The 17,695-nt window shown below is 67.0% G+C and carries 11 protein-coding genes and 1 pseudogene; 11 read left to right on the top strand and 1 reads right to left on the bottom strand.

The window, feature by feature from the left end; translation table 11 throughout:
- Positions 1-73: 73 nt before the first annotated feature.
- The 10 genes and pseudogenes from ACNYS0_RS35245 (at position 74) to ACNYS0_RS35200 (ending at position 15,762) form a co-directional block, all read left to right on the top strand.
- Entirely contained in the window at positions 74-2,971 is a 2,898-nt protein-coding gene (locus tag ACNYS0_RS35245; RefSeq protein WP_422479582.1) for an FAD-binding and (Fe-S)-binding domain-containing protein, read from the top strand.
- A 102-nt stretch (positions 2,972-3,073) separates the two neighbouring features.
- Positions 3,074-3,468 (top strand): annotated as a pseudogene (locus ACNYS0_RS35240) (transposase); the annotation flags it as partial.
- 338 nt (positions 3,469-3,806) lie between these two features.
- Positions 3,807-5,597 (top strand): sigma-54-dependent Fis family transcriptional regulator, encoded by a 1,791-nt coding sequence (locus tag ACNYS0_RS35235; RefSeq protein ID WP_422479580.1) that lies wholly within the window; start codon positions 3,807-3,809, stop codon positions 5,595-5,597.
- A gap of 213 nt (positions 5,598-5,810) precedes the next feature.
- Positions 5,811-6,758, top strand: coding sequence for a C-terminal binding protein (locus ACNYS0_RS35230; RefSeq protein WP_422479578.1), 948 nt, complete (start codon positions 5,811-5,813; stop codon positions 6,756-6,758).
- An 18-nt stretch (positions 6,759-6,776) separates the two neighbouring features.
- Entirely contained in the window at positions 6,777-8,051 is a 1,275-nt protein-coding gene (locus tag ACNYS0_RS35225) for an aspartate aminotransferase family protein (protein ID WP_422479576.1), read from the top strand.
- Between the two features lie 15 nt (positions 8,052-8,066).
- The gene (locus ACNYS0_RS35220; protein WP_422479574.1) at positions 8,067-8,951 is read left to right on the top strand and encodes a fumarylacetoacetate hydrolase family protein; all 885 of its coding nucleotides are present in this window, start codon (positions 8,067-8,069) and stop codon (positions 8,949-8,951) included.
- Between the two features lie 70 nt (positions 8,952-9,021).
- Positions 9,022-11,118, top strand: a complete 2,097-nt coding sequence (locus ACNYS0_RS35215; protein ID WP_422479572.1) for a hydantoinase/oxoprolinase family protein — start codon at positions 9,022-9,024, stop codon at positions 11,116-11,118.
- A gap of 1 nt (position 11,119) precedes the next feature.
- Positions 11,120-12,880 carry a hydantoinase B/oxoprolinase family protein gene (locus tag ACNYS0_RS35210; RefSeq protein WP_422479570.1) on the top strand — a complete coding sequence of 587 codons (1,761 nt, stop codon included), beginning with the start codon at positions 11,120-11,122 and terminating at the stop codon, positions 12,878-12,880.
- Positions 12,881-13,053: 173 nt separating this feature from the next.
- A complete protein-coding gene (locus tag ACNYS0_RS35205) occupies positions 13,054-14,196 on the top strand; it encodes a Gfo/Idh/MocA family protein (RefSeq protein WP_422479568.1) in 1,143 nt (380 codons plus the stop codon).
- A 204-nt stretch (positions 14,197-14,400) separates the two neighbouring features.
- Positions 14,401-15,762, top strand: a complete 1,362-nt coding sequence (locus ACNYS0_RS35200) for an MFS transporter (protein ID WP_422479566.1) — start codon at positions 14,401-14,403, stop codon at positions 15,760-15,762.
- A 193-nt stretch (positions 15,763-15,955) separates the two neighbouring features.
- On the opposite strand, the gene ACNYS0_RS35195 is transcribed toward ACNYS0_RS35200, so the two are convergent.
- Entirely contained in the window at positions 15,956-16,576 is a 621-nt protein-coding gene (locus ACNYS0_RS35195; RefSeq protein WP_422479564.1) for a TetR/AcrR family transcriptional regulator, read from the bottom strand.
- A 125-nt stretch (positions 16,577-16,701) separates the two neighbouring features.
- Here ACNYS0_RS35195 and ACNYS0_RS35190 point away from each other — a divergent pair, with 125 nt between their 5' ends.
- Positions 16,702-17,694 carry an aldo/keto reductase gene (locus ACNYS0_RS35190; protein WP_422479562.1) on the top strand — a complete coding sequence of 331 codons (993 nt, stop codon included), beginning with the start codon at positions 16,702-16,704 and terminating at the stop codon, positions 17,692-17,694.
- Position 17,695: the final 1 nt, after the last annotated feature.

Genomic DNA, 17,695 nt, shown 5'->3' with positions numbered 1-17,695 from the left:
CGAATTGGGGCGTTCCCGCCCGCGTACGCCCATACGCTTTGGATGCAGCACAAGAACTGGAGCAGCACACCTGATGTCGAGAATCGCCGCCGGCATGGGATCGTTGATGCAGAATCTTCAAGATCGAGCGATCGACATCGACGATTCCGCCCGACGCCGATGGGAATACTCCTACGACGCATCGAACTACCGAATGCGTCCCGCAGCGGTGGCGTTCCCGAGGCATGTACACGACGTCCGCGAGATCGTGCGGCTCTGCGCCGAGCACGGCGTTCCCCTCACTACCCGGGGTGGCGGGACGTCGATGGCGGGCAACTCCGTAGGGGAGGGTGTCGTCATCGACGTCTCACGGTGGATGACCACGATGGAGGAGGTGGACGTCGACGCGCGGACCGTCTGGGCCGATGCAGGTGTGGTGCTCGGGGAACTGCGCAGCGCCGTCGAGAGACAGTCGGCCGGAGAACTGACCTTTGCGCCGGATCCGTCGTCCGTCTCGCGAGCGACGATCGGGGGCTCGATCGGCAACGACGCGTGCGGCAATCACTCCGTGGCGTACGGGCGCATGGCCCACCATGTGCGCGAGGTGGAACTCGTCACCGCCGACGGGGCGTTCCTCCGTGCCGGACGTGACGGAATCCGGGCCGTCGATGAGCGAGACCACACTTCGGTGACACGCGCCGCCGAACTCGACGCCGCGCTGCGCTCGTTCGCGCAGAAGCACCTCGGTCTGATCCGGACGGAGCTGGGAAGGATCCCGCGCCAGGTCTCCGGATACCAACTGGGCGCGCTGCTGCCGGAGAACGGATTCGACGTCGCCCGCGCCCTCGCCGGCAGCGAAGGGACCTGCGCGATCATTGTGCGTGCACGAGTCGCTGTGGTCCCGAAGCCCCGAACCACCGCGCTGCTGTGCCTGGGTTATGAGAACACGGTCGAGTCCGCTCGGGACGTGATGCCCATCCTCGCGGCAAAGCCCACAGCGGTGGAAGGGCTCGACCTGTCGATCGTGGACATCATGCGCCACCGACGAGGCGCGGCCAGCGTCGACTCACTGCCACGCGGTAACGCCTACCTGATGGTCGAGTTCTCAGCCGACACGATCGAGCGCGCATCGGCGGACTGCGAGCGGCTCCTCGACACTCTGCGTGCCGATGGCCGCGTGCTCGACCACACCATCGTGACTGATCCGCACGAACGCGCAAAGCTGTGGAAGGTACGCGAAGACGGGGCCGGCCTGTCGTCACGCCGCATTGACGGGGTACAGACCTGGCCCGGCTGGGAGGACTCGGCTGTCGCGCCCGAGAGGCTTGCCGACTATCTCGCCGAGCTCCTTTCTGTGGTGCGCAAGTACGGCTACAGCGCGTTCATGTATGGCCACTTCGGAGCGGGCTGTGTGCACATGCGACTCGATTACGACCTGCGCAGCGAGCACGGCCGCCAGGACTTCGTGAACTTCACCCGGGAAGCAGCCGCGCTCGTCGTGTCGCACGGCGGCACTCTCTCCGGCGAACACGGCGACGGCCGAGCGCGCAGCGAGTTGCTCGAGGTCATGTACTCCCCCGAGATGGTCGAACTCTTCCGGGCGTTCAAGAAGAGCTGGGACCCCGCAGAGCTGCTCAACCCAGGCATCATCGTCGACCCGGCACCGTTCGCGGCCTCTCTTGCACTCGAAGGTCTACCCGAACCTGGGCGGGGTCCAGAGGGAACATTGCCGTTCGCCGGGAACACCCATGCGTGCATCGGCGTAGGACGATGCCGTGCGACCTCCGGTGGATTCATGTGCCCGAGCTATCGGGCGACGAGGGACGAGAAGGACTCGACCCGAGGCCGTGCCCGTGTGTTGCAGGAACTGACGCGCACCAAGGGTGGCAACCTGTCCGGCTGGTCGAGTCCCGAGGTGCGAGAAGCCCTCGACCTCTGCCTTTCGTGCAAGGCATGCTCAAGTGACTGCCCGACCGGTGTCGACATCGCCGAGGCCAAGTCGGAGCTCGTGAGCGAGCACTATCGCGGCAAGCCACGTCCCTTCACCCACTACTCCATCGGGTGGCTGCCGAGGTGGCTCCCCCTTCTCACTCGGGTCGCGCCCCTCGCCAACTTCGTGGCACGCAACCGGATCGCACGCCGCATCGGCGAACGTCTCGGAGTGAGCGCACGACGCCGTCTCCCCGCGTTCATATCAGCGCGCGTGACACGGCGTCGCATCCGTGAGGCCCAGTTTTCCGACCGTGCCGACGTCCTGGTCTTCGCCGACAGCTTCACCCGGGCGTTCCGCCCCGAAGTGATACCCGCCGCAGCTCGGGTGCTCGGCGAGAGCGGCAGAACGGCCGGATGCACTCCTTCCGCCTGCTGCGGACTGACCTGGATCTCCACCGGCCAGCGCGATGGCGCACGACGCCGACTCCGCCGCCTGATCACTCGCTTCGACGACGGCACCGACCGGCCGATCGTCGTACTCGAACCGAGCTGTGCGGCCGCCATCCGAGACGACGGCCCGAAACTCGTCGGCGGCGCCGCGGCGCAGCGAGTCGCCGCTCGCGTGCAGTCGTTCGCCACAGCCATGGACGACGCGCTCACACACGGGTGGAAGCCGAGCGCACCGCCCCCGGAGCGCGCGGTCCTGCAAACGCACTGCCATGAGCACGCGGTGTTCGGCTCGGAGGCCCAGCGTCGCGTACTGCGGCACTGGGGTGTCCCGGACATCACGGTGTCCTCCTCCTGCTGCGGTGTCGCCGGCAACTTCGGCTTCGAGGCCGAGCACTTCGATGTGTCGATGAAGGTGGCCGAGCACTCGATCCGACCGGCCTTGGATACCGCCAACGACGCCTCGGTACTCACCGACGGCTTCAGCTGCGCGATGCAGGTACGCCAGATCGACCCGCTGCGCGACAGCACCCATCTCGCGTCACTGATGGACCCCGCCCGGACTGCGGGCTCCGCAGAAGACGGTCCCCATACGGGCTTCTCCGATGACTGAGCACCAGCATGAGCTCAAGATCACTCTGTTAGCCCCTTCCGCTGCCACGGAACTGGCTCTCAGGGCTCATCTCCCCTGCCCAGTCCTGTAGTTGGATGAGGAATGGAGAAGAGAAAGGGGCCGCCCTGGCAGGTGACAGACGACCTGTGGACGCGGGTGGAGCCATTGTTGCCGACCCGGCAGCGACGGAAGCGGCATCCAGGGCGGCTGCCGTTGGATGACCGCCGATGCCTGCAGGGCATCTTGTTCGTGCTGCACACCGGGATCCAGTGGGAGTGGCTACCGCAGGAGCTCGGCTTCGGTTCGGGCATGACCTGCTGGCGTCGTCTGCGGGACTGGAACGAGGCCGGGGTGTGGCAGCGGCTGCACCAAGTACTGCTGACGGAGCTGCACCAGGCCGAGAAACTGGACTGGTCACGGGCGGTGATCGACGGACCGTACCGGCAGACCCGTCGGGACGACGCGAAACCGGACCGGGCCCGGCCGACCACACGCGCCTGACCGAGCTGGAGCCACCTCGGCACCGCGCGGCCTGGTCACCGACTGCAGCTACTGCTGCGGCAACTCCGCTACTGACTGCGACAGGGCGGAATCAAGCCAGTCACCACCCGCACGCCGACCGCGATGCAGAGCCGCGCTCGGACGCGCTCACGGAATGGGCGTGCTCGCCACGCCCGGCTCCACGGCCGCCGCCACCTGCAGGTTAACGGGAACGGACACAACGTGTTACCAATGGCGTCCACCAGGTGACCACCTATAGACGCATCCATGCATTGTGTTAGATCCTGCCAGCTGAGGCTCAAGCCCTGCACTCGCAGCCGACGAGGAGGTCTCCATGCCATCAGTTGCTTCGCACTCGTGGGCCGTTTCGTCGGAGCCCCAGCACACACACGAAATCCGCGACCTGTTCCTGAGTCACGCCACCGACGATCTCTCTGCGCTCCGTCCGGTGGTCGCCCGCTCCTGGCGGCGCAGTCGCGCTGCGGGCGTCGACTCGCAGGCCGACCGTGGCTACTTCGACGAGGGCCGTGTCGACGAGCGCACCATGCTCATTGCTGAGCCACATCTGAGAAGGCTCGACGAGGTCGCCGAGGACATCGGTGGCCACGTGAGTCTGAGCTCGCCGAATGGCGCGCTGATCAATCCCCCCTTCCTGAGAGAAGACGCCGACTTCGCGGCCGGCTACTCACTGTCGGAGGCAAGCTGCGGAAGCAACGGAGAAGGCGTCGCGCTGGAAGAGGGACGTGCCATCTGGCTGGCGCCCGCGGAGCACTACCGAGAAGACATGCGCGGCAACTGGTGCTTCGCCTCGCTCATCCGAGATCCGTTCCACAATCGAGTGCGTGCAGTGGTCGGGCTGACGCTGCCCGCCGCCCGGGTACCAGAGCTCGACCCGTCGTCCACACTTCTGATGCTCGAAGGGGTCACATCGCGGATCGAGCGAGAGATCGAGACGCGCATGTCGTCGCGGGAGCGCACCCTTCTGCGTGAGTACCTCACCGTCTGCCGCCGACGCGGGAAATCCGCGGTGGTGGTGACCGATGGCAGGCACTCCTTCATGAACTCCGTTGCGACCGCGTCTCTGGAAGGCTCGGATCTGTCCGTCATCAATGGCTACGCCAAGAGTGTGATGTCCTCAGGGCAGACTACGAGCGTGGAAGTGATGCTGGCCGGCTTCGGGCCGGCCAGCATCGAGATCTCGCCCGTGGCACTGACGGGCTCGGGCTTCGGCGCGGTCACCGTCGTCCGTCCCCTCTCTCGCCACAGCCGGGTGCTCGATGCGCCGGCAATCCCACAGCTCGACGTCTTGTCGTCCGCTGATCAGCTGCTCGAGCACCTCGACGGCCGGAGCATCGCCCTGCAACAAGCCGTCGGTTCGGCGCGGGCCGCGGTCGAGCAGGATCGATCCGTGGCCATCGTGGGCGAACCCGGCAGCGGAAAGACACGACTCGCCGAGGCGCTCGCCGGCTTCCGCAGCGAAGTGATGCGGATCGACGCGCGCGACACCGCCGCCGGTTCCCGGATCGATGAGGCATTTGAGCGTGCCACCCCGGAGTCCCAGGCGGCTCTGTTCATCGCACACGCCGACGAGCTCCCCCCAGAAGACTCCCGCACATTGGCATTGCGCCTACGAAGCAGCACACGTGGCACAGTAATCTTCACGGCCGCGAGCGTCAGGAATGACGCGACCCGTGCGATCGCCGATGCCTGCGGGGCGCTTGAGATCCCGCTCGCCCCGTTGCGTAGACGGCGCGAGGACATCCCCCTGCTGGCCCATGCGATCGCTGGTGAGCTCGGGAGCCGCCGACTCTCACGCAAGCTCGTCGCAACCCTCACCAACTCAGACTGGCCGGGCAATATCGCCCAACTGCGCCAGGTCGTCTCGGACGCCGTCGAACGGTCGCAAGGCATCGAGGTCACGGAAGACAATCTGCCCGAGAACTTCCACCAAGTGCTGACCAAGGGACGGTTGTCTCGCCTCGAGGACGCCGAACTGGCCGAGATCCGCAGCGCCCTGCGTGAAGCGAAAGGCAACCGACGACTCGCTGCGGAAATGCTGGAGATCGGGCGTTCCACTTTCTACCGGCGCATGGACTACTTCCGCAGTCGAGGCTTCGACCTCTGACCGCATGACGAGCGGCCCGGACCCTCTTGGTCCGGGCCGTTCGTCGTGTCCGAAGGTGGCGCGTCGAGTGTTTCGATCTGGCACGGATGGTGGTGCCCGCATCGGGCTTTAGTTGAGTCAGTTCTCCGGACCGGCCTCGATAAGGGCTTGGGAAACCGGCCTCGGCCGTACTCCGGCGACGACGAAATCCCGACGCGAACAGGACGACAGGACATGAACGGCGATGAGCCGGGGACCATCCTGGTGGCCCCTCACCACTTCCCGGACCTGAATCGCGAGCATGCGCTCGCCGATGAGCTCGACTACCCACTCGTCGCGGCGGCCGACGTGGATGCCTTCCGCGCAGGACTGGCGGACGCCGAGATCGTCATGGTCACGCCCTACGCGCGGCTCACCGCCGAAGAATTCCCGATGATGAAGAGGTGCCGCGCGGTGATCCGCTACGGCATGGGCTACGACAACATCGACGTCGATGCCGCAACGAAGGCCGACATCCCGGTCTCCATCGTCCCGGGCACTGCCTCAGAAGAAGTGGCTTCACACGCCTTCGCGATGGGTCTCTCACTCGCGCGACGCCTTCCGACTGGTGACGCAGCCATCCGCGAGTTCGGCTGGAACGGGGTCATCGGTTACGACACCCCCGTGCTTTCCCAGCTCGAGGTCGGCATCGTCGGCCTGGGGCGCATCGGCCAGCACGTGGCACGGATGTACTCGGCGGTCGGTGCGAGAGTGCGCGGCTACGACCCCTACATCACTGACGGGCCGGTCGAACTCGGCGGTCTGGAGAGCGTGCTCGAGGATTCCGACATCGTCTCGCTGCACCTTCCTCTGAACGACGACACCCGACACGTGGTCTCCGAGAGCGTGCTCGCGCGGATGCGCAAGGGTGCCGTGGTCATCAATGTGTCGCGCGGTGGACTGATCGACGAGGAGGCGCTCGCGGCAGCCCTGAAGTCGGGTCACATCGCAGGCGCCGGCATTGACACCTTCTCGCAGGAGCCGGTCGCCGCCGAGCACCCGCTGCGATCCGCCCCGAACACGATCCTCACCCCGCACATCGCCTGGCGCTCCAACCGCTCGACCGGAGCGCTGCAGGCCGGGGCCGTGGAGCGCGCGCGGCTCGCGCTCACCGGACGCCCCCTTGTCGACCTCGTGAACTGAGACGTGGAGAAGACCGACGTGTCAACGAACATCCAGACGAACCCTGTCACAGACACTGCCCCTGCGGAGGATCCGCACCTGCGCCGTGGCCCTCGCGGCTATCCGCTGCTGCCGGGCGGTTACGGCCGATCCACCTACTACACCGGCGCACCGAGTCCCTACGCCGTGCGCGGCGAGGGCTACCGGGTGTGGGACGACCGGGGCCGCGAACTGATCGACGCGAACAACAACTTCACCTCGCTCATCCACGGCAATGCCCATCCGGAGATCACGGAGGCGGCGACCAAGGCCCTTTCCTCCGGGGCGAGTTGGGGCATCCCCAACCTGAACGAGTGGGAGCTGGCCGATCGGCTGCTCTCGCGGCTGCCCGACCTCGACCAGGTGCGCTTCACCAACTCCGGCACCGAGGCCGTCATGTCGGCCATCCGGATCGCCCGCGCCGGCACCGGTCGCGACCGCGTGATCGTGACCAAGGGCGGCTACCACGGCACGTCGGACATCGCCCTCGTCCCCGGCGGTCCCACCTACACAAGGGGCGTACCGCAGGGGGTGATCGACGATGTCACTGCCGTGCCCCTCAACGACATCGAGTTCCTCCGCCAGTCGGTTGAGGCAGCACCCGACGAGTACGCGGCGATCATCCTCGACCTCCTGCCGAACCGGGCCGGCCTACTGCGGATCTCCGACGATTTCGTCACCACGGCACGTGAACTCGCGACGCGCTACGGGATCGTTCTCATCATCGACGAGGTCATCAGCCTGAGGCTCGGCCTGCACGGTCTGAGCGGCGAGTACGGCATCGCGCCCGACCTCCTGACTACGGGGAAGACCATCGGAGGCGGCTTCGCGGTCGGCGCGGTCGTCGGTCTCGGCTCGCTCATGTCCGAGGTCGACCCGACACGGCCCGGAAGCCTGCCGCACGGCGGAACCTTCTCCGGCAACCCGGTCAGCATGGCAGCAGGCGCCGCGGCGCTGCGCCTGTACAGCGAGTCCGAGGCGAAGCGACTGAACGGCCTCGGCGACGCCGCACGCGAGTCGGTCAAGGACCGCGTCTCCAGCGTCGGTTGGGAGGTACGAGGGCGTGGCTCGCTGCTCCGGGCCGTTCCTGCCGGCTCCCAGAAGGTCGACGAATCAACACAGCACCGCCTGTGGTGGGAGTCGTACAACCGCGGCCTGCTCGGCTCACCGGCCAACCTGCTGTCGCTGTCGACCCCGATGGACCAGGCGGTCGTCGACGACATCGCGGACCGCCTCAGCGATGCGGTGCTCGCCGTCGCCGCCACACAGGACTGAGAGAGGGCAACAGCCATGCGTATCGTCTCCTACCTCCACGAGAACCACGCCCGAGGCGGCGTGCTGCTCGACGACACCGTGTTCGATCTCGAGCGCCTGCTGAAGGCGGCCTGTACGACGCCGGCCTCCTCCGTCCGGGACTTCCTGAGCGTGCACGGCACCGAACTGTCGTCGTTCACGTCCGGTGTGGCCCGACTGATCGACCAGAATCCCCATACGCGCGTCGGTGCCCGCTCCGCTCTTCGTCTGGCCGCTCCCGTTCCTGACCCGGCGAAGGTGCTCTGCGTCGGCCTGAACTACAAGGACCATGTCGACGAGACCGGCCGTGCGCTGCCGGAGTACCCCGACGTGTTCGTGAAGTTCGCCTCGACGCTCATCGGCCCCGAGGATGAGATCCAGGGCGCCGACGTCAGCGCCAACCTCGACTTCGAGGGCGAGGTGGCCGTGGTCATGGGCCGCACGGCGCGTCACGTGCCGGAAGAAGAGGCCCTCGAATACGTCGCCGGCCTCGCCCCGCTGAACGACATCTCTGCCCGGGATCTGCAGTACCGAGGGACGCAGTGGACGGCCGGAAAGACTGTCGACGGTTCGACCCCCTGGGGCCCCGCGCTCGTCACCCTCGACGAGGTCGGCGACCCGCAGGCGCTCGAACTCGTGACCCGCGTCAACGGTGTGGAGCTGCAGCACTCGAACACGCGGCATCAGATCTTCCCGATCGCCCGGATCATCTCCTACCTCTCCAGCTTCCTCACGCTCGAGCCGGGCGATGTGATCGCGACCGGCACACCACAGGGAATCGGCGCGAAGCGCACTCCACCGATCTGGCTGAAGCCGGGCGACACCGTGGAGATCGACGTGGAGTACGTCGGCGTGCTCAGCAACCGGGTCGCCGAGTACTGACGCCACGACACCGCACCCACCCCACGCGGGCGTTCCCTCCCCGCAAGCTCTAGACAGACATGGACGAAAGATGACCGAGGCCCAGAGGAATTCAAGCGGTCGCGACGCGAAGTACCGCATCGCCGTCGACACCGGTGGCACGTTCACAGACGTGGTCGTCGGCTCCGACAGCGGTGACATGGCCGTCGGCAAGGCACTGACCACCTACGACCGTGTATTCACCGGATTCGAGGCCGCGGTCCGCCGCGCGGCCGAGTCCGTCGGCTGGAGCGGCGACGAAGTGCTGCGCAACGCCGACGTGATCGTCTACGGCACCACGCACGCCACCAACGCCGTGCTCACCGGAAAGATCGCCAAGACCGCGCTGCTGGTGACCGAGGGATTCGCCGACACCCTGCTGCTGCGCGAAGGCGGCCGCCGCGACGCATTCGACTCGAAGGCCGCCTACCCCGGCCCGTACATCCCGCGCCGACTCACGTACGAGATCCGTGAGCGCATCAACTCCGAGGGCGACGTGCTCGTCCCCCTCGACGAGGAACAGGTGCGTAGTGCCCTCAAGACCCTCGCGGACGAGGGGGTCGAGGCGGTCGCCGTGTCCTTCCTGTGGTCCATCGTGAACGACGCTCACGAGACGCGCCTCGCGGAGCTGATCGAGGAGACCCTCCCGGGAATCCCTTACACGCTCTCCAACCAGGCCAACCCGACCATCCGCGAGTACCGGCGTTCGTCGGCTGCCTCCATCGACGCTTCGCTGAAGCCCCTCATGGCCGACCATCTGGGCAACCTGCGCTCCGACCTGGTGAGTTACGGGTTCGCGGGTGACCTCCTGGTCGTCACTTCGGAGGGCGCCGTGCTCGACGTCGCCGACGTGCTCAACCGCCCCGTACTCCTGCTCAATTCGGGTCCGTCGATGGCTCCGCTCGTCGGCGCGGCGGCGGCACCCGACCGTGAGACCGTCGTCGTCTGCGACATGGGCGGCACGACGTTCGATGTGTCGCTCGTCGAGCGGGGGATCGTGCGCCACACCCGCGAGGCGTGGCTCGGTGAGCCTTTCGTCGGCCACCTGACCGGTCTGTCGTCGGTCGCGGTCTCGAGCATCGGTGCCGGCGGTGGCAGCATCGCGTGGATCGACGGCGGCGGGCTGCTGCGCGTCGGGCCGCAGAGTGCCCGCAGCACCCCCGGACCCGCGGCGTACGGCCGGGGCGGGGAGGAGCCGACCGTCACCGACGCCTGCGTGGCGCTCGGCTATCTCGACGCCAGCGGCTTCGAGGGCGGATTCACCCTCGACCACGACGCCGCCGTACGTGCCATCGAGTCACGCATCGCCGGCCCCCTCGGCATGACCATCCGGCAGGCGGCGCAGGCCATCCTCGATGTCTCGGCCAACCACATGGCGACGGCGATCCGGCAGGCATCGCTGGAGCAGGGCGTCGACCCGCGTGGTGCACTCATCGTGGCCGGTGGCGGAGCCGGTGCCATGGTCGCCGCAGCGATCGGCATGTTGCTGGAAGCCGACACGGTGCTCATCCCCGCGACCGCGGGGGTGCTCGCGGCCTACGGCGCCCACCGTGCGCCCATCGCCACCGAGTTCCTCTCGCCGCTGCACAACGACACCCATGCCTTCGATGTCGGGTCGGCAACGCGGGCCGTCGAGGAACTCAAGGTGAAGGCGGCCGAGTTCGGGGACCGCTTCCATGGCGTCGGAGCCGAGCCCGAGGTCACCTACTTCGTCGACGCGCGCTACCCCGGCCAGGCATGGGACCTGCGCGTGCACCTCGAAGGGGTACCGAACGTCCGCGATGACGCCGCCCAGGTCATCGAGCGGGCGTTCCACGCGGAGCACGACCGCCGCAACGGCACCCATGACGCGCAGAGCCGCGTCGAGATCATCACCTGGGGTGTGCGCGTCGAGGTGCCTCGGCCGGAACAGCTCAAGGACACGGTCGCCGCCGGCGGATCGCCCGAGGTGCACCGCATCGATCCCATGACGTTCGGCGGCGAGAGCTTCGACACCACCCGCTACCGGGGAGTGACGCTCGGCCCCGGCGACAAGGTCGTCGGCCCGGCCGTCATCGACCAGCCCACGACAACCATCGTCGTCCCGCCGGAGTGGGACGCGGCCCTCGACGACCGTTCCAACATCTACCTCACTCGTAAGGAGGCGTGACATGTCGCGTGAATTCGACCCCGTCAAGCTCTCGGTACTGGCGAACGCCTTCGACGGCATCGTTCGTGAGATGACCAGCGGACTGCTCCGCTCCGCTCGCTCCTCGGTGATCAACACAGCGCGCGACTTCTCCTGCGCCGTGCTGACTGCCGACAATCAGCTGCTCGCCGCGGCGGAAGGTGTGCCGGTGCATGTGTTCGGCGCCGGTCCTCTCGGCGAGGACATGGTCGCGCTGCACGACGACATCCGCGAGGGCGACGCGTTCCTGCACAACGACCCCTACATGGGCAACTCGCACGCGGCCGATCACTGCATCCTCGTGCCGATCTTCGTCGAGGGGCGCCATCTGTTCACCGCCGTCACCAAGGCCCACCAGGCCGACTGCGGCAACTCCCTTCCGACGACGTTCTACGCCACGGCGCGCGACGTCTACGAGGAAGGCGCGCTGATCTTCCCCTGTGTGCGGATCCAGCGCGACTACACCGACCTGGACGACATCATCCGCATGTGTCGGGCGCGCATCCGCGTCCCCGACCAGTGGTACGGCGACTACCTGGCATCGGTCGGAGCCTCGCGCATCGCGGAGCGTCGTGTGCAGGAGCTGGCGGCCAAGTTCGGTGCCGACACGCTCGTCGAGTTCGTCGACGCATGGTTCGACTACTCGGAGCGCCTCGCCACGAGCGCGGTGGAGACGCTGCCGGAGCGGGTTCTCAGCGGCTCGACGTCTCACGACCCCTTCCCCGGCACCGATCCCGACGGGGTTCCTCTGCAGGCCACGATTTCGGTCAAGCCCGCCGACGGCCGGGTCACGATCGACCTGCGCGACAACCCCGACAACCTGCCGAACGGGCTCAACCTCACGCGCGCAACGGCGACCGGCGCCGCCCTGGCAGGCATCCTGTCGGGGCTCCCGGAGTCCCTGCCCAGCAACGCCGGCACGTTTCGGCGCTTCGAGGTGCTGCTGCGTGAAGGCTGCGCCGTCGGCGTGCCGAAGCATCCCTATTCGTGCTCGTCCGGCACCACGAACCTGGCGGACCGCGTCGTCAACATCGTGCAGTCCGCGTTCTCACAGATCGAGGACGGCTACGGCACCGCCGAAGGAGCGACCGGTCAGGCGCCGGCGAAGTCGGTGGTCTCGGGCATCGACGAGCGCAACGGCAACGCGTACGTGAACCAGATCCTGGTCGGCGGCGTCGGTGGACCGGCGACGCCCTACGTCGACGGCTGGCCGACCTACCAGCGCCCGGTGTGCGGTGCTCTGCTCTACCACGACAGCGTGGAGGTCGACGAGCAGCGCTACCCGATCTACATCCACGAGCGTGTGCTCGTCGCCGACTCGGGCGGCGCGGGCCGACAGCGCGGTGGGCTCGCGACGCGCGTCACGATGGAGGCCCGCGATGACGACGTGACCATCACGTACGGGATCGAGGGCAAGTTCAACCCGCCGAAGGGCGTTCGCGGTGGCACCGGAGGTGCTGTTCCGCAGGCCTGGGTGGAAGGCGTCGACGGAAGCCGCAAGGAGATCCCGGTGGTCGGCCGGTACGACATGCTCCGCGGCGAGAAGGTCGTGTCGATCACCCCTGGCGGCGGCGGGTATGGCGACCCCCTTGAGCGGAAGGGGGAAGCAGTGCTCAACGACCTGCACGAGAGCCGGATCACGGAGGAGTCTGCGCTCCAGGTCTACGGCGTCGTGATCAAGGATGGTGTCGTGGACGACACCGCCACAGCGAAGCTGCGCCGCGACCGTGCGGCGGCCCACTAGCCAGGCACCGACAGCGACACCCGCCACCCGGCTCGTGTCCCAATCTGGCACAGGCCGACGTCACAGGCCGGGCCTATAACGGTGCGACGACAGCACATCGCACCCGTGAACGTCGGCCCTCGGCAGCAAGACTTCGGCCAGAAGCATCGGTACCAAGAAACGAAGTGAGACAAGTGGATCCCATTCGAGTCGGCGTCATCGGCGTCGGAAACGTGCTCAACCAGTACCTCGACAAGATCGGAGTCCATCCCGACGTCGAGATCGTCGCACTCGCCGACGTCAACGCCGAGGCAGTCGCCAAGCGTGCGGCGGAGTACTCGGTACCGAAGGCCCTGACTCCCGACGAACTGCTCGCGGACCCCACCGTGGAGCTGGTACTCAACCTGACCCCGCCGACGCTGCACGCTCCGGTCACACTTCAGGCTGTCGCAGCCGGGAAGCACGTCCTCTCGGAGAAGCCGTTCGCGATCTCCCTCGAGGAGGCGCAGCAGATCCTCGACGCCGCCCAGGCAGCGGGCGTGAAGGTCGGCTCCGCGCCCACAACCTTCCTGGGGTCGGGCATGCAGACCAGCCGCAAGCTCATCGACGACGGCTGGATCGGCCAACCCGTCACGGCCTTCGGTTCGTTCGCCAATCGCGGCTACGAGCACTGGCACCCGAACATCGATCCCTTCTACAGCCCCGGCGCCGGCCCGATGCTCGACATCGGCCCGTACCTCATCACCAATCTGGTGAACTTCTTCGGACCTGTGAAGCGGGTCTCGGCCAGCGCGCCGCGGTCCTCCGAGACCCGCCCCCGTCCCACTCAGGGCGGCGGCTACGACGGCGTCATCGACATCAAGACACCTACGCACGTCGCGGGCACGATCGACTTCGAGTCCGGAGCGACCGCAACGGTGATCGTGAGTTGGGACGTCTGGAACCACAACCTTCCGCACCTCGAGATCTACGGCACGAGTGGGTCGATCGCCGCGCCCAATCCGGACCACTTCTCGGGCGCACCGATCCTGCGCCGTGGTGAGCCCCGTGACCTCGCCCTCGACATGACTCCGCCCGGCGGCGGTGACTGGCGCGAGACAGCCATCACGCACCGCGACGACGCGTACCGGGGCATCGCCCTGGCCGAGTTCGGCCACGCGATCCGGAACGGTCTCGAGCCCCGAACCGGCGGCCCCTTCTCGTACCACGTGCTCGAAGTACTTCTGGCCTTCGAGAAGTCGTCGGAGCTCGGTCGGCACATCGAGATCGAGAGCACCTGCGAGCGGCCCAGGCCGCTGCCGTCGGTCGGGCCGCACGAGCCCTATCGATTCGACTGATCTAGCAGCAATCAGGCGTTCAAGCCTCCCCCTAAACGGGAGTTGCTCACCATCGCCGGCCTTGTCGCCCCACCCAACCTCGAGTTGCACACGGCGACGAGGCTCGGCGGGGTGGGGGCCCCAGGACTGCGGAGCCACACGGGCGCACTCGCGGATCCGTGCCATGTTCGAGGGGCGGCGAGTACTTACAGGAAGGACTTGCCCATGGCCGCGCCGAGGCAGCACGGCGTCACATCTTCGGAGCCGATGCACCCCGCGTACCGGAAGATCTTCCTTCGTATCGTGCCGCTCATCATGGTGATGTACCTGCTGGCATGGCTGGACCGGGTCAGCATCGGATTCGCATCCTTGGAGATGAACGACGACCTCGGCCTGACGACGACCGCCTTCGGGCTCGGGGCCGCCTTGTTCTTCGTCGGATACTTCTTCTTCGAAGTACCCAGCAACATCATCATGGAGAAGGTGGGCGCGCGAGTCTGGCTCGCCCGGATATTGATTACCTGGGGGCTGGTAACAGCCGCCACCGCATTCGTAGTCGGCGAATACAGTTTCTATGCGGCTCGCACACTTCTCGGAGTCGCCGAGGCCGGGTTCTTCCCTGGTGTGCTTCTCTACCTCACCTACTGGGTGCCGCGCGCTGTCCGGGGCCGGATCACGGCATTGTTCATCATGGCCGCCCCGATCGCGAGCGCGGTTGGGGCCCCGCTGGCGTCGTTGGTGTTGACGCATCTGGACAACACTTTCGGACTGCGGAGCTGGCAGATCCTGTTCCTCCTGCTCGGGTTCCCCACCGTTCTGGTCGGGGTCCTCGTCTTCTGGCTGCTCCCCTCGCGGCCGGCAGATGCTGCCTGGCTGTCGGACTCCGAGCGTCAATTCCTAGAAGCCGAACTTGAACGGGAACGCGCGGAGACCCCCGATGCATCCCGCCCGTCGCCGCTCTCCGCGCTCAAGTCACCTCCGATCCTGGCACTCGCTCTGATCTTCTTCGGCATCAACTCGGGCAGCTACCTGCTGAACTTCTTCCTCCCTCAGGTCATCCAGGCGATGGAGACGAGCACCGGTGCCGGCATCACAACCATGCAGGTCGGACTCCTCACCGCCATCCCGTGGATCACTGCTTTGACAGTCATGTACTTCACTGCCCGGCACTCGGATCGCACGGGCGAGCGGGTTTGGCACGTGTTCACCGGTGCCGTGAGCACTGCCTGCGCACTCGCCGCCGCTCCCCTCGTCGGGAACGCGGTGGCGGCCATCGCGCTGCTGTCCGTCGCGGCGGCCGGTCTCTACGTCGCGATGCCGCTCTTTTGGCAGTTGCCGCATCGCTTCCTGTCCGCGAGCACAGCCGCTGCCGGTATCGCACTCATCAACTCCATCGGCAACCTGAGCGGGTTCGTTGGCCCATACGCGACCGGCGCCCTCTACGACGCAACAGGCTCGTTCACAGGCGGCATGCTGCTTGTGTCCGCTCTCGTCTTTATCGCTGCGCTCGCGCTCGTCGCCCTCAACCGCGGCAAAGCACACACCGTAACGCCGAACACACTTCAGCCCGACCGGTCGCCTCAATAGTCCCGCTGGCTTAGAGGTCGCTTCTAATGGCGTGATCGCTCGCTGAACGGTGTCGGACGGATCCCCTTGAGGTTCCGTTGGTGGTGGTGCTGGCAAGCAGGGACGCCCGGAGGGCTCAGCATCCTGAGCCTGATTCCTGTCACGAGCGCACGTACCCCGTTTCGGGCAGGCCCCTGCCCGAAACCGGTGATACTCACACCGCTCGGGGGAATAGCTGCTCGACTGCGGCCACCACCGCGGCACGGCGGGCGGCGGTGGTGGGGTCGCCGGCGTGCACGGCGGCGGCCTTGCTGAGTTCGGGTTGCGACGCCCAGGTCATGGCGATCTGGTTGACCAGGGCGAGGACGTCGGCCGGGTCCCAGGCGGGATCGAGCTGTCCAACCTGCTGCACCTGGCGAAGCTGGTCGATTTTGCGGGCGATCACTACCTGGTCGGGATCGTCGACACCGGCTGTGGTGCCCTGCCGTTCGAGGCGGCCCCAGGTGATCAGGCGGTGGTGGTCTGGACGGGCGACGAAGTAGTCGAACAGGCGGCCCGCGTAGCCAGGGAGGTCGGACGGGTCCATCTGGGTGGCCTCTGCGATGACGACATACTCCCGTGCAGCAACAGCGGCATAAAGCGCGTCTTTGCTGCGGAAGTAGGCGTAGACGCGTTCCTTGCTGGTTTTGGCGAGCTTGGCGATGCGGTCCACGCGGGCGCCGGCGATGCCGTGGCCAGCGAACTCCTCCATGGCAGCGGCAAGGATGCGCTCGCGCGTGGTGTCGCCGCCGACGGTGGGCGCTGCGGTCTGGCCGGAGTCGCGGGACTGGGACATAGTCCAAGGATAGAGCACCGAACCGTTCGGTTTGGTAGTCGGGATGGTCGGCGCGTACAGTCAAACGGAACAGTTCGGTTTGACCTCTGTGGGTGAAACTGACGAAACTCCGAGGGAGTGAACTCATGCAGCACCGCAATCTGGGATCTCAGGGTCTGCGCGTCTCGGCGCTCGGCCTGGGAACCATGGGCATGTCCATGGCCTACGGCGCCTCGAACGACGACGAGAGCATCGCGACCATCCGCCGCGCCCACGAAATCGGCATCGACTTCTTCGACACCGCCGAGCTGTACGGCGCCGGTACCGGCAGTAACGAAATCCTCCTGGGCAAAGCAGTCCGCGGCTTCCGCGACGAGGTGGCCCTCGCCACCAAGTTCGGCTTCGACATGACGACCCAGCCGCTGGGCTCCGGTTTCAACAGCCGCCCCGAGAACATCCGCAAGGTCGCCGAGAACAGCCTGCGCTACCTGCAGAGCGACCACATCGACCTCTTCTACCAGCACATCTCCGACCCCACCATTCCGGTCGAGGAGGTCGCGGGCGTGGTCGGCGACCTGATCACCGAGGGCAAGGTGAAGTACTTCGGCCTGAGCAACGTCGGCCCCCAGTACATCCGACGCGCCCACGCCGTCACCCCGCTCTCGGTGCTCCAGTACGAGTACTCGCTCTTCGAGCGGGAGGTGGAGGAGGAGATCCTTCCCGTCCTGCGGGAGCTCGGCATCGGCTTGGTGCCCTACTCCCCGCTCGGCCGCGGCTTCCTGACCGGGGCGGTCAAGCCCGCGAGTGAATACCCCGCGGACGACATGCGCAGCTGGGACGAGCGCTGGCAGGGCGAGAACTACACCTACAACCTCCGCGCCACCGAACAGCTCAGGGAACTCGCCGCGGCCAAGGGCATCACCACCGCCCAACTCGCGCTGGCCTGGCTCCTCGTCCAGGGTCAGGACATCGTGCCCATCCCCGGCACCCGCAGCGCCAAGCGTCTCGAGGAGAACGCCGGCGCGGACAGCGTCCAGCTCACTGACGCCGACATGGCTCACATCACCGAGATCCTCCCCCACGGCTCGGCGGGCAGCCGATACCCGGCCGCGATGCTGTCCAGCTTCATCACCGACTGAT

The organism is Streptomyces anthophorae (assembly GCF_049310305.1).
Taxonomy (GTDB): domain Bacteria; phylum Actinomycetota; class Actinomycetes; order Streptomycetales; family Streptomycetaceae; genus Streptomyces.
The sequence above is the reverse complement of the archived record's forward strand: the minus strand, read 5'-3'. Positions and strand labels throughout refer to the sequence as shown.

Excerpts from the sequence above, each read along its gene's own strand:
- ACNYS0_RS35245 (WP_422479582.1), top strand. The coding sequence starts at position 74 with ATGTCGAGAATCGCCGCCGGCATGGGATCGTTGATGCAGAATCTTCAA.
- ACNYS0_RS35235 (WP_422479580.1), top strand. The coding sequence starts at position 3,807 with ATGCCATCAGTTGCTTCGCACTCGTGGGCCGTTTCGTCGGAGCCCCAG.
- ACNYS0_RS35230 (WP_422479578.1), top strand. The coding sequence starts at position 5,811 with ATGAACGGCGATGAGCCGGGGACCATCCTGGTGGCCCCTCACCACTTC.
- ACNYS0_RS35220 (WP_422479574.1), top strand. The coding sequence starts at position 8,067 with ATGCGTATCGTCTCCTACCTCCACGAGAACCACGCCCGAGGCGGCGTG.
- ACNYS0_RS35215 (WP_422479572.1), top strand. The coding sequence starts at position 9,022 with ATGACCGAGGCCCAGAGGAATTCAAGCGGTCGCGACGCGAAGTACCGC.
- ACNYS0_RS35210 (WP_422479570.1), top strand. The coding sequence starts at position 11,120 with ATGTCGCGTGAATTCGACCCCGTCAAGCTCTCGGTACTGGCGAACGCC.
- ACNYS0_RS35200 (WP_422479566.1), top strand. The coding sequence starts at position 14,401 with ATGGCCGCGCCGAGGCAGCACGGCGTCACATCTTCGGAGCCGATGCAC.
- ACNYS0_RS35195 (WP_422479564.1), bottom strand. The coding sequence starts at position 16,576 with ATGTCCCAGTCCCGCGACTCCGGCCAGACCGCAGCGCCCACCGTCGGC.
- ACNYS0_RS35190 (WP_422479562.1), top strand. The coding sequence starts at position 16,702 with ATGCAGCACCGCAATCTGGGATCTCAGGGTCTGCGCGTCTCGGCGCTC.